We start from the raw sequence: 14,442 nt of genomic DNA, 5'->3' as shown, positions 1-14,442 counted from the left end.
TATCTAAAAAATTTGAAAAGGCCGGAAATTATCCGGCCTTTTTGTACGTAGCAGTTCAAACATTATATCTGTTGTGAAATAGTTTCTAATTGTTGATACAATTTCAAAAGCAGGTTTGAGACTGGCTCAGCTTGTTTTATAATAACAAACGCATATTGAATAAAACAATAAACATAACATTAAACGTAAATAAATGACCCACTTCTGACCGGTAAAGGTAAAAGGGAAAACAAAAGGCCGCCGGAGGTTTTAGGGTATTCATAATTAAACACATAGCAAAGCTCAGGGATGATGCTTTGCTAAGAACGGATCAGGTCAAAATGAGTGTCGGATTACTGCGCGTATTGGTGCAAAGTCAAACGATTACGCCTACTCAGGCAGAACATTATCAAGCGGCGATTAAAGCGCATAAAGACATTATGTCGATGCTTTTTGATGATGGTGTGATTTCTCCCAAAGCCCTTGGTGAGCTGGTGGCGCGTGTGTTCAGCTATCCTTTACTGGATTTGCATCATTATCCGCGCAGTCATGTGTTGACGGATGTTTTGACTGAAGAGCAGATGGTGCAAAACCGATGTGTGCCGATTTTCCGCCGAGGCCGTAAGGTTTATTTGGCGGTGTCTGATCCGACCCAGATTCAAAATTTCCAAAAAATCGCTTTTTCTTTAGGTATTTCCGTTGATTTGGTGGTGGTGCCGCATGACCAGTTAAGTTCTTTGCTGGAATGGATTGGTCAACGCTCGACCACCATTTTGAAAGAAATCACCCAAGAGCAGGAATCTTCCCAACCATCGCAAGCGCTGTATATCGACAATGAAGAAGCGGAAGACGGCCCGATTCCGCGTTTTATTCATAAAACATTGTCTGATGCCTTGAATGCCGGCGCATCGGATATCCATTTTGAATTTTACGAACAAATGGCACGCGTGCGTTTCCGTGTTGATGGACAGTTGCGTGAAGTGGTACAGCCGCCAGTTGCCGTGCGCGGCCAGTTGGCATCGCGTATTAAAGTGATGGCGCGTTTGGATATCTCTGAAAAACGTGTACCGCAAGACGGCCGTATTCAGATTGCTTTTCATAAACATGGCCGTCCGATTGACTTCCGTGTGAGCACCTTGCCGACTTTGTTCGGTGAAAAAGTGGTAATGCGTATCCTGAATTCGGATGCCACTACATTGAATATCGACCAATTGGGCTTTGAGCCATTCCAAAAAGAAATGCTGCTTGAAGCTATTCATCGCCCTTACGGTATGGTGCTGGTGACCGGCCCTACCGGCTCGGGTAAAACTGTTTCGCTTTATACCTGTTTAAATATTCTAAATACCGAAGATGTGAATATTTCCACGGCAGAAGACCCTGCCGAGATCAACTTGCCGGGGATTAATCAGGTCAACGTCAATGACAAACAGGGTCTGACCTTTGCGGCCGCGCTGAAATCTTTCCTGCGTCAGGATCCGGATATCATTATGGTCGGTGAGATTCGTGACTTGGAAACTGCAGATATTGCGATTAAAGCGGCGCAAACCGGCCATATGGTGTTCTCGACATTGCATACCAATAATGCACCGGCAACTTTGTCGCGTATGTTGAATATGGGGGTGGCGCCATTTAATATCGCCAGCTCGGTGAGTTTGATTATGGCGCAGCGTTTGTTGCGTCGCTTGTGTCCAAACTGCAAAAAAGCGATTGAGCGCCCGCCGGTGCCGGCATTGAAAAAAGCCGGTTTTACCGATGAAGATTTGGCCAAAGATTGGCAAATGTACCGCCCTGTCGGTTGCGACAGTTGTCGTGGCAAGGGTTTCAAAGGTCGTGTCGGCGTGTATGAAGTAATGCCGATTACCGAAGAAATGCAGCGTGTCATTATGAATAACGGTACGGAAGTCGATATTCAAAACATGGCTTATCAAGAAGGTATGGTGGATTTGCGCCGTGCAGGTCTATTGAAAGTGATGCAGGGTTTAACTTCGTTGGAAGAAGTAACGGCTCACACCAATGACTAATTTTTAAGAATGGGAAAAGCAAGGGGAATTGTGTTTCTCATTTTTTCTCATATGAAATTAAGGGTAATTAAATTATGGCTCAAGAAGAGCAAAAAAAGGGCTTGTTCGCCCAAAAGAGCAAAGGTAAACGTTTTACATTTGAAGGTAAAAATACCAATACTGATCAAGTGGTTCGTGGTGAAGTGGTGGCGAAAGACGAAGAAGAAGCGCGTAAAAAGCTTCAGCGTCGCGGTATCCGCCCGTTGCGTATCAGTAAGGTGAAAGCAGTACGCAAGCGCCGCATTACGCAAGAAGACATCACCGTATTTACCCGTCAATTGGCGACCATGATGAAAGCCGGTCTGCCTTTGATGCAGGCTTTTGAAATCGTGGCGCGTGGCCATTCTAATCCTTCCATGACGCAGATGCTGATGCAAATCCGTGCCGATGTCGAGCAGGGGAGTGCATTAGGTAAAGCTTTTGCCAAACACCCTAAATATTTCGACCGTTTCTACTGTAATTTGGTGGCGGCAGGCGAAACCGGCGGTGTATTGGAAGGCTTGTTGGATAAATTGGCAGTATATAAAGAGAAAACGCAAGCCATTAAGAAAAAAGTCAAATCTGCACTTACCTATCCGATTTCGATTGTGGTGGTGGCTGTGGTGTTGATGTTTGTGATGATGATGTTTGTACTGCCTGCCTTTAAAGAAGTATACAGCGGCATGGGCGCGGAACTGCCGTGGCTGACCCAAGTTGTGATGAATATTTCCGACTTTTTTGTCGCGTACGGTTGGATCATGATTATCGTCCTGATTCTGATGATTTTCGGTCTTTACAAGCTGCGCCAAAAATCACCGGCTTTTCAAAAACGTGTTGATGCCATGTTGCTCAAGCTGCCAATTTTCGGTTCGATTGTGAAAAAGGCCACGATTGCACGCTGGTCGCGCACCACTTCCACCTTGTTTGCCGCGGGTGTGCCGCTGGTAGAAGTATTGGAGTCGGTGGCAGGTGCGTCCGGCAATATTCTTTACGAAGAAGCCACACAAGACATCCGTGCCAAAGTCACACAAGGTTTGTCGCTGACTTCCAGTATGCAGACAACCGAAATGTTCCCCAATATGGTGATTCAGATGGCCGCCATTGGTGAGGAATCAGGTTCTTTAGACGATATGTTGAACAAAGCGGCTGAGTTTTATGAAGACGAAGTCGACAATGCCGTTGCCCAATTATCGTCATTGATGGAGCCGATTATCATGGTGGTGTTGGGTTCGTTAATCGGTATATTACTGGTGGCCATGTACCTGCCTTTGTTCAACTTGGGCAACGTGGTGGGCTAAGATGTTGGAAATTTGGAATCAATTAGCACCATTTGTTCTACCTTTGACTGTGATTTTCGGTTTGTTGATCGGCAGTTTTTTGAATGTGGTCATTTACCGCGTTCCGGTAATGATGGAGCGGGGCTGGACGCAATTTGCTAAAGAACATTTAAATTTGCCGCTAACAGCCGAAGAAGAAGCACCGTTTACGTTGTCGAAACCGGATTCGCGCTGTCCGAAATGTCACGCACCGGTGAAGGCCTGGCAGAATATTCCGATTGTCAGTTATTTGCTGTTGGGCGGTAAATGCAGTTCGTGCAAAACACCCATCAGTATCCGTTATCCCTTAGTGGAATTGCTCACGGGCGTTTTATTCAGTGTGGTAGCGTGGCAATACGGCTGGTCGTGGTTGACGTTTGGCGGCTTGATTTTCACCGCTATGCTGATTGCACTGACCTTTATCGACTACGATACCCAATATCTGCCCGATTCTCTGACCTTGTCGCTGGTGTGGTTGGGCTTGCTGTATAACTTCAACGGCGCATTTACCACGCTGCAATCAGCGGTGCTGGGCGCGGTTTGCGGTTATATGAGTTTGTGGCTGCTGTGTTATGTCTATAAACTCTTAACCGGCAAAATCGGCATGGGTGGCGGCGACTTTAAATTATTGGCTGCACTGGGTGCATGGCTGGGTGTCGGGGTGTTGCCGGTATTGGTGTTTATGGCGGCCTTAATCGGCATTATCGTCGCGCTTTTATCACGTGTCGGCAAAGGGCAGCAATTTGCGTTCGGCCCAAGCTTGGCGGTGGCAGGATGGGTTATTTTCATTGCCAGTGAACCGATTCACCAATTGATTCAATGGTGGCTAATGAAATCAGGATTTTAAATGACGGTTTGGGTGGGATTGACAGGCGGTATCGGCAGTGGAAAGTCGCAAGCTGCCGCAGAATTCGTCGCGCTGTGTGTACCGCATATTGATGCTGATGCACTTAGCCGCAGCCTGACGGCAGATAATGGTAAAGTACTGCCTGCCATCCGTGAAACCATTGGTGAGCATGTATTTGAAAGTGAAGGTCGTCTGAATCGTGCTGCGTTGCGTGATGAAGTGTTCAGACGGTCTCAAACCAAAGCCATACTTGAAGCTTTGATATTTCCGCTGATATTGGCAGAAATCCGCCTGCAACAAGCGCAGTATCCGGATAAAATTTACGGTATCATCGATGTGCCGCTGTTGGTGGAAAAGCCGCCGTTTCTTGCTTTGGTGCAACGCGTGTTGGTAATAGATGTGGATGAAGCCACCCAAATCGAGCGTGTCAAACAGCGTAGCGGCTTGAGCGAAGATGAAATCCGCCGTATTATGGCTAGCCAAGCACCACGTCGCGAACGGTTGCTGCATGCTGATGATGTGGTTAAAAATGACGGCAGTCTGAACAATTTAGCTGAAAAAATCCAGCGTTTGCATCGTTATTATCTGCACACACTTAAGGCAGTCTGAATATGAATGAGCACATCACCATCGTTAAATGCCCGACCTGCCAAACGTCGGTTATTTGGAGCAGTGAAAGCAAATACCGTCCGTTTTGCAGCCGTCGTTGCAAGCTGATTGATTTAGGCGAGTGGGCAGAAGAGCGTTACAGTGTCGAAGCGGTTGAAGATGATAGTTTGTCGGATTTATTGAAATAAACGAATCAATAACATACCGAAGGTAACAAAGAGGTAACAAAGGCCGTCTGAAAGATAATCTTTCAGACGGCCTTTGTTATTCTAAAAATAAATTAACCCTTATTCAAAATCTGCTTGTTTTCGCCTTCGCGACGCAATTCTTTCGGTAGTACAAACACAATGCTTTCTTCGGTGCCTTCGCCTTCATGCACGGTGTCATGTCCCCAAGATTGGATGGTTTGCAAGACTTCCTGCACCAACACTTCCGGCGCCGATGCACCTGCTGTCACGCCGACTTTGGTTTTGCCGTTGAACCATTCTTTCTGCAGATAGCTGGCGTTGTCAACCATATATGCATCTACGCCGCGCACCGCCGCCACTTCGCGTAAACGGTTACTGTTCGATGAATTAGGCGAACCGACCACAATCACAATATCGCATTCGGCTGCCAAATCTTTCACCGCTTTTTGACGGTTGGTGGTGGCATAGCAAATATCTTCTTTGTGCGGGTTGCGGATGTTGGGGAAACGCGTATTCAGTGCTTCGATGATGTCTTTCGTTTCGTCCACCGATAAAGTCGTTTGACTTACATAAGCCAGCTTGTCGGGGTTGGCCACTTCCAGCAAGGCCACATCTTCGACCGTTTCGACCAGCAGCATTTTGCCGGGTGGCAGTTGCCCCATCGTACCTTCCACTTCGACATGGCCTTTGTGGCCGATCATGATGATTTGATAATCCTGCTCATCCAGCCGCGCCACTTCTTTATGCACTTTCGTAACCAGCGGGCAAGTGGCATCAAACACACGGAAACCGCGCGCAACCGCTTCGCCCTGCACGGCCTTCGAGACACCGTGCGCTGAATAAATCAGCGTGGCACCGGCCGGTACTTCCGATAATTCTTCAATAAAAATTGCGCCTTTGTCACGCAGGTTATCGACCACGAATTTATTATGCACGACTTCATGGCGCACATAAATCGGCGCGCCGTATTCTTCCAGCGCCCGCTCTACGATTTCAATAGCGCGGTCAACGCCGGCACAGAAGCCGCGCGGATTGGCCAGCATAATGGTTTTGTTTGTCATGTGTGTATTCCGAAAAATTCAGTTTCAGACGGCCTGATTCTCTGCCGCAGTATCCTTTTTATGTTTGCTTGAAAAGCCATCTAATATTAACAATACCGCGCCCACGCAGATAAAACTGTCGGCAATGTTAAACGCAGGATAATGCCAATCTTGCCAATAAAACAGTAGAAAATCAACCACATGGCCGTGAATCACACGGTCGATGGCGTTGCCGATTGCGCCGCCGATAATCATCGCCGCACCGATTTTTCCCCAGCGCGCAAAATCGTTTTTCACAATGCCGCGCCACAAGTAGCCGATGATGACCAGAGCCAGCGTTAAAAAGAAATATTTCTGCCAGCCCCCTGATCGGCCAAAAAGCTGAACGCCGCCCCCGGATTGAATACCAGTGTCCAATCGAAAAAATCGGGAATGATATTGAAGCGTTCCTGATAGCGGAAATTCGCCAGTGTCCAAAATTTACTGATTTGGTCCAGTATGATTGCCGCCAAAGCCAGCAGAAGATAAGGAATTTTAGAACTCATGTTTTCAGAAGGCCTGAAGTCGGTAAAAGAGAGTATTTTACCCGAAAGTAAAGCTAAGGTGGGCAAAATCAATGCGTCTGAAACAGGGAGGATGAAGCAAGAAAATGCGTAATCTGTAGGTTGGAAAATCCGTTTTGAGATAAATAAATATTTAAAATCCCAGTAAATTTGATTATGGAGCATCTTATGACTAATATTGTTGTCGTATAAGTAAAACAAAAATCAAAGAATGAGAAAAAAGTTCTTTATGAAATGTAAAAAATATTTCAAATTGTTTATTTTTTATGCATAACAATCAGCTTGGAAAATAAGTACGCTCACAGGCTAACCCTTTTTTAAAGATACCATTACAGGGAGTTTTCATGTTGAAAAATATCAGGATTAAAACCATTTTATTTACTGCTGTTAGTGCGGCGTTGTTGTCGGCTTGCGGTGGCGGCGGTAGCTCACCTAGTACGGAATTGGTAAATATGCCACCAGTGCGCGCAGCGTGATTGGCAAAGCTGCTGCGTTGAAGCCAGTAGAAGAGCTTACTGCTGCCGATGCCGAGGCAGTGGCTGCCGTTATTAACGCTTATAACAGCCTTTCTGATGCTTCTAAACAGCTGGTCGGTATAAGAGACTTTGGATAAGCTCAAAGCAGTGGCAGAAGCTGTGAAAACAGCGGCGGAAGGAAGTAAGTCTTCTGATGGAGCGGTGATTCAGGAAGCAGATGCGGCAGTAGATATATTAAAGAAGAAAATTTCAGCTTTACCCGACTCAGCCAAGGATGTCGACACTGCTGAGGAAGAGAAAGCCTTGACTGAAGCACAGCAAGCGTTCAATGCTTTGAATGAACAGCAGAAAACATTGATTACTACAGCTGAGAAGTCCAAACTCGACAAGCTGTCTGCGCAATTGGTAACCGACCATAGCCCGTTGGCTGCGCTCAACCTGCCGACTCCGCTGCACACCGATTTTATCGAATCAGCCGCAGCACAACAAAACAACCCGAACATTCAATTGCGTAAAATCGATGGTCAAAATGATTTTACGACCAATCAAGGCGGTTTGATTAGCTCTTTGGCGTCGAATGCCAATCAAGAAGTGAAGTTGGACGGAGTGGTGATTAATAACAGCACAGCTGCGGGTAACGCTACTACTGTTAATTTTACTACGCCATATTCAATGATTGCCAAGGCCTATTCCGGCGGTATTTCGAAATCTGACGTCAGTACACATGCCGGTTTGCCTAAAGGCAGTAAATTTGCTACCGGTACGGCAAGTTTCGATGCCTCAATTGAAGAAGCTTATCAAGCAATCGAATCAGCCAAAAAAGCACTGGAATCAGCAAAAGATGAGGCAGCACGTCAAGCAGCCCAAAAGGAAATTGCCAAATGGCAGCCGCTTTACGATGCTTACATGACAGCACGTCCCCAATTGGCTAACGGTGTGGAAAGTTCAGTTGATGGAATTGCCTACATCAAAAAAGATAAAAACGGTTTGGTGTTTGATAAAAAATTCGACGGTGTATATATTGTACAGTTCTCTGACGGTGCCCGTATTGTGATGCACGATCCGGCGGCGGCTGGTTGGACTTATCAAACTTTTGCGTATCACACCGACCCGAAAAATGGCGTGATTCATGGATATCAAACCTTAGGTGATGAAACCGTATTCGGCAGCCTGCCAGCCAACGGTACAGCAACGTATAACGGTTTGACTACTGCCTATTTGGTTGAAGGTGGAAAACAGCGTCAGTTAACTGCTGATGTCAAAGCTGTGGTTGATTTTGCTAAAAAAGGCGTACGTTTTGAAACCTTGAACTCTCAGGTTCACAGTCTGAATAACAGCGTACGTACCAGTACCGCTGCAGCTGGCTACAATATCAAAGGTACTGCTGCCTGGGGCAATGCTAACCACTTTGTAGGCAATGCAAAAACCACTAACGGCTTAAGCGGTGATTTAAACGGTAAATTCTACGGTGCCAATGCTGCTGAAATCGGCGGTACTTACGGCCTGAAGAATGCGGCCGATACCGAGCAGTTGATCGGTGGCTACGGTGCGAAGCGCCAATAACCTTTAAGCTGAAGACAGGCCGTCTGAAAAAGTTTCAGACGGCCTGTTTGTCTGAAGATGAGGTATACTTGGCGTAAATATATGGCAGTATTTGGGGAAGTGTTGGTTTAAATTATGAAAAAAACAATAATGTTGAGTTGGCTGCTGTTTCCTGCGGCGGGATTTGCGGCGGATGCGGTCAGGCCGTCTGAACCGCGGACGGAAGTGGAATTAAAAATCAATGTGGCAGAGCCGCAAACGCCGGAAATTCCTGTGCATGTGAAAGAAGCAGCCAAGCCGTCTGAAAAAGTATTGCAGGTCGATGAGGAAATATTATTGGCCAATACGGAATTGCTGGAGCGTGCAATGTATTCGGCGGTGGTGGCACAGAATATTGCCGGTATCAAGGCAGTGTTGCCGATTTATGAGAAGTGGCCGCAACACGATCAGCCTATGGCGCGTTATGCGCGCGGTTTGTTGGCGCAGGGCGAAGGTAAGGCGGGGGAAGCGGTGAGCGTGTACCGTGAATTTATTGCCGACAATCCGAATGCGCCGATGGTGCGCTTACAGTTGGCCAAAGCCTTGTTTGAAGATAAGCAGAACGAAGCGGCAGCCGATCAATTCGACCGTTTGCAGAGCGAAGACATGCCTGAAGCGGTGAAAAATGAAATCAAAGCCTACCGCAAGGCTTTGCGTGATCGCGATTCGTGGCAGTTTAATGCATCGCTGAACATTACCCGCGAGCAGAATATCAATCAGGCACCACGTCAACGCCGTTTGGGCGGGCAGTTGGGGAGGAGCAATGCGTCGCGGCCAGACAAATCCAACCTGATGACGATTGTTTCCGCGGATGGACATTCAATGCGCCGATTGATGCGGCCGCCGTCAATTATCAAGCCGGCACCGAAAAAAAATGGTCGCTGCCTAAAGGTTGGTATGCCACGGCCGGCGCGGATGTGTACGGTAAAGTTTATCCCAACCACACCACTTATAACGATTTAATAGGCCGGGTATCTGCCGGAATCGGTCATGCCGACCAGCGTACCGATGCGGGAGTGACGCCTTTTCTCGAGCGGCGTTTTTACGGCAACGACCCTTATACTTACACCGGCGGTGTGCGTCTGCATTGGAACCGCTGGCATACGCCGAAAATCCAAACCTTAACGGCGGCGGAATTTGGCCGTCTGAAAAATACCCGCCGTGCGGATTCGGATAACCAAAGCCGTTTGTTCAGCACCTCACTGGTGTATTATGCCAATGCCCGCCAATATTGGCTGGCAGGTGCGGATTGGTATCGCGAACGCAATAAAGATGATGAGTCGGAAAGCTTCAGCCGTTATGGCTTGCGTGTGGCATGGGGGCAGGAATGGCAGGGCGGTTTGTCGAGCCGTCTGCAACTGAATGCTGCCAAACGGAATTATGATGATGCAAGCTTTTTCAGCAATGGCGACAAACGGCAGGATAAGGAATTGGGTGCAACCTTGTCGCTGTGGCATCGTGGAGTGCATTTCAAAGGCATTACCCCTAGGCTGACGGTGTCGCATCACAAAAACCTGAGCAACGATAAATTCTACGAATACGGTAAAAGCCGTATGTTTATTGAATTGGGCAAGACGTTTTAATCGAAAGGCCGTCTGAAACAAATATTTTTCAGACGGCCTTTGGTTTATTTGCCGGTTAAATTAATTGTTTTAAATTAATTGTTGGCAGGCGTTAAGCGTAATACCGCTCTTCGCCTTTGCCATCGACATTATCGGCGCAGCGTTTGCACACGGTGGCATGGCCTGCTACGCTGCCGATGTCGTCAGTGTAGTGCCAGCAGCGTTCGCATTTTTCGCCGTTGCTGGCTTGGGCGGTCACGCTCAACTCGTCGGCTTTGTGCACGTTGGCTTTGGAAACCAGCAGGGCAAAGCGCAATTCTTCGCCCAAGGCTTTCAGATAGCCTGCCAATGTTTCCGGTGCGTGAATGTCGACTTCGGCTTGCAGTGAAGAACCGACGGTTTTGTCGGTACGCAGCGGCTCAATCGCAGCGGTGACGGCTTCGCGCACTTCGCGCACGGCCGCCCACTTTTTCACGATTTCGGCTTCGGCTTTTTCGTTAATCGGCGGGAATTCGTGCCATGTGTGGAACAAGACGCTGTCTTCTTCGCCGCCGCCGATGATGTCCCAAGCTTCTTCACCGGTGAAACACAATACCGGCGCAATCAGCAGCACCAGGCTGCGGGTGATGTGGTACAGGGCGGTTTGCGCGCTGCGGCGGGCGTGGCTGTCGGCTTGGGTGGTGTACAGGCGGTCTTTCAAAATATCCAAGTAGAACGCGCCCAAGTCTTCCGAGCAGAACGACACCATGTCTTTCACGGCAAAGTGGAAGGCATAGCGCGGGTAGTAATCGCCGGCCACGCGTTCTTGCAGTTGGCGCGCCAAAATCAGTGCATAGCGGTCAAGCTCGACCATTTGGTCTTGCGGTACGGTGTGTTCAAACGGGTTGAAATCCGACAAATTGGCAAACAGGAAGCTCAAAGTATTGCGGATGCGGCGGTAGCTTTCGGTCACGCGTTTGAGGATTTCTTTGGAAATCGCCAGTTCGCCTGAATAATCGGTGGAAGCAGCCCACAAGCGAAGAATGTCGGCGCCGAATTCGTTGTACACTTCTTGCGGCGCGACTACGTTGCCGATGGATTTCGACATCTTTCGGCCGTTTTGATCGACCACGAAACCGTGGGTCAGTAATTGCTTGTAAGGTGCACGACCCATGGCGGCGCAGCCGGTGAGCATAGACGATTGGAACCAGCCGCGGTGCTGGTCGTTGCCTTCCAGATACAAATCCGCCGGCCACGCCAATTCTTCGCGTTGTTTTAATACGGAATAGTGGGTTGAGCCTGAATCGAACCAGACATCCATCGTGTCGGTCAGTTTGTCGTATTGCCCGCAATCTTCCGCGCTCAGCAATTCGCTTTTATCCAGCGAAAACCAAGCTTCAATGCCTGTTGCTTCAATGCGTTGCGTCACTTGTTCCAGCAATTCGGCCGAATTCGGGTGCAATTCGCCGCTTTCTTTGTGCACAAAGAAAGTCATCGGTGTGCCCCAGTAGCGTTGTCGCGAAATCACCCAGTCCGGACGGCCTTCAATCATTGCCTGCAAACGCGCACGGCCCCATGACGGGAAAAATTCGGTGTCGTCCACCGCTTTCATGGCATTGCCGCGCAAGGTTTTGCCGTCGGCACCCGGTTTGTCCATGCCGATAAACCATTGGCCGGTGGCGCGGTAAATCAGCGGGGTTTTGTGGCGCCAGCAGTGGGCGTAGCTGTGTTCCAGCTTGGTGTTGCACAATAAACGGTTGTTTTCTTGCAGCCACTCGATAATCACCGGATTGGCTTCCCAGACGGTCAGCCCGGCCACACGCGGCACTTCGCCGATGTAGCGGCCTTCGCCGTTGACAGGGTTATACAGCTCGATGCCGTATTGGTTGCAGACGGTGTAGTCTTCCAAACCGTGGGCAGGGGCGGTGTGTACCAAGCCCGTGCCGGCATCGGTGGTCACGTGGGCGCCGTTGAGCATCAGAATGTCGCGGCCGATAAACGGATGATTCAAATGCAGGTTTTCCAAATGCGCGCCGGTGGTTTCGGCCACGACGGTTATGCCGTCTGAAAGGCCGTAGCGTTTCAGCGCGTCTTCCGCCAAATCTTTGGCCAAGACCAAATGGCCTTTGTCGGTGGCAATCAGTTGGTACACGACTTCTGCGCCGGCAGAAATCGCTTGGCTCGCCGGCAGCGTCCACGGAGTGGTGGTCCAAATCACGGCGAAGGCTTCGCCGTCAATACTGTTCACGCCGAAGGCTTTGGCCAATGCTGCGTTGTCTTTAAACAGATAAGCCACATCGATGGCAGGGGAAATTTTGTCTTTGTATTCTACTTCGGCTTCGGCCAATGATGAGCCGCAATCCAAACAGAATTGCACCGGTTTGGCACCGCGGTACAGATAACCGGCTTTGTAGATTTCACCCAAAGTGCGCACGGTGTCGGCTTCGGTTTGGAAATCCATGGTCAGGTAAGGATTGTCCCAATCACCCAATACGCCCAAGCGGATGAAGTCTTTTTTCTGGCGGGCGATTTGTTCGGCGGCATATTCGCGGCACAATTCGCGGAAACGTGCTTTAGGCATGTCTTTGCCGTGCAGTTTTTCCACCATCACTTCAATCGGCAGGCCGTGGCAGTCCCAGCCGGGCACATAAGGCGCATCGAAACCGGCTTGGGTCTTGCTGCGGATGATGATGTCTTTCAGAATTTTGTTGACGGCATGACCGATGTGGATGTCACCGTTGGCATACGGCGGGCCATCGTGCAGAACGAATTTCGGGCGACCTTTGGTTTTGTCGCGCAATTTTTGGTAGCGTTTTTGTTCGTACCAGCTTTTAAGCCATGCAGGTTCGCGTTTGGCCAGATTGCCGCGCATTGGGAACGGGCTTTCAAGCAGGTTGACGGTTTTGCTGTAATCGGTCATGTTTGTTCTCGGATTTATATGGTGTAATTGGGTTTCAGACGGCCTTTTGCTTGGTAGGCCGTCTGAAAAAATCGTAATGCGTTATTGTAGCGGAATTGTGTTGTTTTTATAAGGGGTTTGGTGTGGGTTGGGGGATATTTCCATGATTTTAAAAATTCGGTTTGCCGACAAAAAAAGGCCGTCTGAAAAACAGAAATGTTTTTCAGACGGCCTTTTTGATGACAATCACGGCTGCCAGTTTTTCGCCGCTTCCATGTCTTTTAAAATTTGTGTTTTTAGTGCGTCGATGTTATCGAATTTTTGTTCGTCGCGCAGTTTGTGCAAAAAGCGCACGTTTAAGCGTTGACCGTATAAACCGCCTTGGAAGTCAAATAAATGCACTTCCAGCTTCTGTGTTTTTTTGTCGGATACAGTCGGGTTGAAACCAAAGCTGGCTACCCGCGGCGGGTGCCGAAGCGGCCATCGGCTTCGACCACAAACACGCCGCTCAGCGCGTAGTGGTATGGCGGCAGCTGCACGTTAGCGGTGGGGGCGTTGATGGTGCGGCCGAGTTTTTTGCCGTGTTTGATTTTGCCGCCCAACACATAATCGTGCCCCAATAATTTGCGCGCGTAGGCCAAGCGGCCGTCTGAAAGGGCTTGGCGAACGGCGGTGCTGCTGGTGCGGATGTCTTCGACGATGACGGAAGGGGTGCGCTCGGTCTGCATGCCGCTTTGGGCTTGCAGCATTTCAAAGCCACCTTCGCGCCCGGCGCCGAAGCGGAAATCGTCGCCGATGAGCAGGTAGCGGGTATTGAGTTTGTCGCGCAGCAAATCGTCAATGAAGGTTTGCGCGGGCATGTCGGCGAAACTTTGGGTAAACGGCAACACCCACACGATGTCGACACATTCGGTTTGGCGCAATAAATCCAGCTTGGTGCGCAAAGGAGATATACGGTAAGGCTGAGGTTTGCTGAATTTTTTGGCAAAAAACTCTTTCGGCTGCGGCTCGAAAATCACCACGACAACCGGCAGGTTGAGAGTGTCGGCTTGGCGTTTGAGGGTTTGCAGAATGTGTTTGTGGCCGAGATGCACGCCGTCGAAGTTGCCGATGGTTACTGCTGCGCCTTGCGGACATTCGGGCGGGTGATGGCGGCCGAGGTGGATATTCATGGTGGTGGGTGTGTATTTGAATCAGGCGCTATTGTAAATGCAATCGGGCTTGGGATAAATGCTTCGGCATAAATATCGGGCGGCGGGATGTTTCAGACGAGAATGTATGAAACGGAGATGGCAATAGATTCGAGGCCGTCTGAAAGGTTTCAGACGTAGGGGCTTTGGCAAAACACCGGATTTGAGTGCGGT

The 14,442-nt window shown here is 49.1% G+C and carries 9 protein-coding genes and 3 pseudogenes; 7 read left to right on the top strand and 5 right to left on the bottom strand.

Annotated elements, in window-relative coordinates:
• Window positions 1-320 precede the first annotated feature (320 nt).
• The 5 genes from pilB (at window position 321) to yacG (ending at window position 4,978) form a co-directional block, all read left to right on the top strand.
• Entirely contained in the window at window positions 321-2,000 is a 1,680-nt protein-coding gene (pilB, locus tag CGZ65_RS11805; protein WP_096295946.1) for a type IV-A pilus assembly ATPase PilB, read from the top strand.
• A 74-nt stretch (window positions 2,001-2,074) separates the two neighbouring features.
• Entirely contained in the window at window positions 2,075-3,316 is a 1,242-nt protein-coding gene (locus tag CGZ65_RS11800) for a type II secretion system F family protein (RefSeq protein WP_096295945.1), read from the top strand.
• Window position 3,317: 1 nt separating this feature from the next.
• Window positions 3,318-4,181: a prepilin peptidase gene (locus CGZ65_RS11795; protein ID WP_096295944.1), complete on the top strand. Its 864-nt coding sequence runs from the start codon at window positions 3,318-3,320 to the stop codon at window positions 4,179-4,181.
• Window positions 4,182-4,790: a dephospho-CoA kinase gene (gene coaE, locus CGZ65_RS11790; RefSeq protein WP_096295943.1), complete on the top strand. Its 609-nt coding sequence runs from the start codon at window positions 4,182-4,184 to the stop codon at window positions 4,788-4,790.
• Between the two features lie 2 nt (window positions 4,791-4,792).
• A complete protein-coding gene (yacG, locus tag CGZ65_RS11785; RefSeq protein ID WP_096295942.1) occupies window positions 4,793-4,978 on the top strand; it encodes a DNA gyrase inhibitor YacG in 186 nt (61 codons plus the stop codon).
• A 92-nt stretch (window positions 4,979-5,070) separates the two neighbouring features.
• Here the strand turns inward: yacG and ispH are convergent, their stop codons facing one another.
• From ispH to CGZ65_RS13040, 3 genes and pseudogenes are all read right to left on the bottom strand, one after another.
• Entirely contained in the window at window positions 5,071-6,039 is a 969-nt protein-coding gene (gene ispH / locus CGZ65_RS11780; protein ID WP_096295941.1) for a 4-hydroxy-3-methylbut-2-enyl diphosphate reductase, read from the bottom strand.
• Window positions 6,040-6,063: 24 nt separating this feature from the next.
• Window positions 6,064-6,563: pseudogene (gene lspA, locus CGZ65_RS11775) on the bottom strand (signal peptidase II).
• Window positions 6,564-6,858: 295 nt separating this feature from the next.
• Window positions 6,859-7,200 (bottom strand): hypothetical protein, encoded by a 342-nt coding sequence (locus tag CGZ65_RS13040; protein WP_123803569.1) that lies wholly within the window; start codon window positions 7,198-7,200, stop codon window positions 6,859-6,861.
• Here CGZ65_RS13040 and CGZ65_RS14455 point away from each other — a divergent pair.
• The gene (locus CGZ65_RS14455) at window positions 7,187-8,620 is read left to right on the top strand and encodes a transferrin-binding protein-like solute binding protein (RefSeq protein WP_232507452.1); all 1,434 of its coding nucleotides are present in this window, start codon (window positions 7,187-7,189) and stop codon (window positions 8,618-8,620) included. The two genes, CGZ65_RS13040 and CGZ65_RS14455, sit on opposite strands and share 14 nt — an antisense overlap.
• 114 nt (window positions 8,621-8,734) lie before the next feature.
• Window positions 8,735-10,221, top strand: a pseudogene (locus CGZ65_RS11765) (surface lipoprotein assembly modifier).
• Window positions 10,222-10,312: 91 nt separating this feature from the next.
• Here the strand turns inward: CGZ65_RS11765 and ileS are convergent.
• Window positions 10,313-13,099: an isoleucine--tRNA ligase gene (gene ileS, locus CGZ65_RS11760; protein WP_096295940.1), complete on the bottom strand. Its 2,787-nt coding sequence runs from the start codon at window positions 13,097-13,099 to the stop codon at window positions 10,313-10,315.
• Between the two features lie 225 nt (window positions 13,100-13,324).
• Window positions 13,325-14,250, bottom strand: a pseudogene (ribF, locus tag CGZ65_RS11755) (bifunctional riboflavin kinase/FAD synthetase).
• Between the last annotated feature and the right edge of the window lie 192 nt (window positions 14,251-14,442).

Source organism: Neisseria weixii (genome assembly GCF_002327085.1).
In the GTDB taxonomy this organism is placed as follows: domain Bacteria; phylum Pseudomonadota; class Gammaproteobacteria; order Burkholderiales; family Neisseriaceae; genus Neisseria; species Neisseria weixii.
The sequence above is the reverse complement of the archived record's forward strand: the minus strand, read 5'-3'. Positions and strand labels throughout refer to the sequence as shown.

Coding starts and splice junctions, on each gene's coding strand:
- yacG (WP_096295942.1), top strand. CDS start 4,793: ATGAATGAGCACATCACCATCGTTAAATGCCCGACCTGCCAAACGTCG.
- CGZ65_RS11800 (WP_096295945.1), top strand. CDS start 2,075: ATGGCTCAAGAAGAGCAAAAAAAGGGCTTGTTCGCCCAAAAGAGCAAA.
- coaE (WP_096295943.1), top strand. CDS start 4,182: ATGACGGTTTGGGTGGGATTGACAGGCGGTATCGGCAGTGGAAAGTCG.
- CGZ65_RS11795 (WP_096295944.1), top strand. CDS start 3,318: ATGTTGGAAATTTGGAATCAATTAGCACCATTTGTTCTACCTTTGACT.
- ispH (WP_096295941.1), bottom strand. CDS start 6,039: ATGACAAACAAAACCATTATGCTGGCCAATCCGCGCGGCTTCTGTGCC.
- ileS (WP_096295940.1), bottom strand. CDS start 13,099: ATGACCGATTACAGCAAAACCGTCAACCTGCTTGAAAGCCCGTTCCCA.
- pilB (WP_096295946.1), top strand. CDS start 321: ATGAGTGTCGGATTACTGCGCGTATTGGTGCAAAGTCAAACGATTACG.